Source organism: Aeromonas sp. QDB56, from assembly GCF_027705505.1.
GTDB classification, from domain to species: domain Bacteria; phylum Pseudomonadota; class Gammaproteobacteria; order Enterobacterales; family Aeromonadaceae; genus Aeromonas; species Aeromonas caviae.
Window position 1 is genome coordinate 1 of sequence record NZ_JAPDBZ010000279.1, and the last position, 1,218, is coordinate 1,218.

The following is a 1,218-nucleotide window of genomic DNA, read 5'->3' on the forward strand; positions in this document are numbered from 1 at the left end:
AGTGCCTGCATAGAGAAAACAGACTACCCGCTCCCGGAAGAGTTGTTGTCAACATCCTCCCGGTGAACGGTTACCCATTCAGCGTGCCAACCCGCAGCCAGCCTTTAGCCAAGATCTCTTCGAGCAGGTGCTGCAACGAGACAATATCCTCGCGGCATGGCACCGCGTTCGAGCCAACAAGGGCGCCCCCGGTGTCGATGGCATGACTATCGAGGCCTTCCCGGCGTGGGCAAGGTCGGGTCACTGGAAACGGACGGCAACCGAGCTGCGAGTCGGGCAATATCACCCGGCGCCAGTGCGGCGAGTCGAGATCGGTAAACCCGATGGCGGCAAACGCCAGTTGGGGATCCCGACCGTCACCGACCGGGTGATCCAGCAAGCCATTGCCCAGGTGCTGACGCCCATTTTCGACCCCGGCCTCTCGGATAACAGTTTCGGGTTCCGGCCCCATCGAAACGGGCAGCAAGCGGTGCAACAGGTACAGCGCCTCATCAAGCAAGGCCGCGGCGTTGCGGTCGATGTGGATCTTTCGAAGTTCTTCGACCGGGTAAACCATGATCTGCTCATGAGTAAACTGGGCGCCAAGATCAACGACAAGCGGCTACTGGGCCTGATTGGCCAATACCTGCGAGCCGGGTTTATCGCTAACCAGCAGCATCAGGAGAGTCGAGAAGGTGTGCCACAGGGCGGTCCGTTATCGCCGCTGTTGGCCAACATCATGCTCGACCCACTGGACAAAGAGCTGGAAAAGCGTGGCCACGCCTTCGCCCGCTATGCCGATGATTTCACCATACTGGTGAGGAGTCGGCGAGCGGGAGAGCGCGTACTGGCCAGCATCAGCCGCTACCTGCAACAGCGTTTGAAACTGGTGGTCAACGCCAGCAAAAGCCATGTCGTCAAAACCTCGGAGAGTAAGTTCCTCGGATTTACCTTCAAGACGGGGAGGATCCTCATCCACCCGAACAGCTTGCAGCGTTTCAAGCAGAAGTCAGACGACTGACCAACCGCAACTGGGGCGTCGCGATGGAGTATCAACTCTTCAAAACGAGCCAATACCTGCGAGGCTGGATCCACTACTTTGGTATCGCCAACTGCTATCAACTCTGCGTGGAGCTGGATCAATGGATCCGCCGCCGGATACTGCGTATTCCGGTGAAGTTGAACAGCCATTCCGGCCAACGTGAACACCCTGATCCTTAACGCGCTCACGTCATCTCG

Annotated in this window: 2 protein-coding genes; both read left to right on the forward strand. The window is 58.3% G+C overall.

Going from position 1 to position 1,218, the window contains the following annotated elements; all coding sequences use genetic code 11:
• The first annotated feature begins 127 nt into the window (after positions 1-127).
• Positions 128-1,000, forward strand: coding sequence for a group II intron reverse transcriptase/maturase (ltrA, locus tag OKB81_RS20390; RefSeq protein WP_270805436.1), 873 nt, complete (start codon positions 128-130; stop codon positions 998-1,000).
• Positions 1,001-1,023: 23 nt separating this feature from the next.
• On the forward strand, positions 1,024-1,200 hold the full coding sequence (locus OKB81_RS20395; protein ID WP_270805437.1) for a group II intron maturase-specific domain-containing protein: 177 nt from the start codon (positions 1,024-1,026) through the stop codon (positions 1,198-1,200).
• The last annotated feature ends 18 nt before the right edge of the window (positions 1,201-1,218 follow it).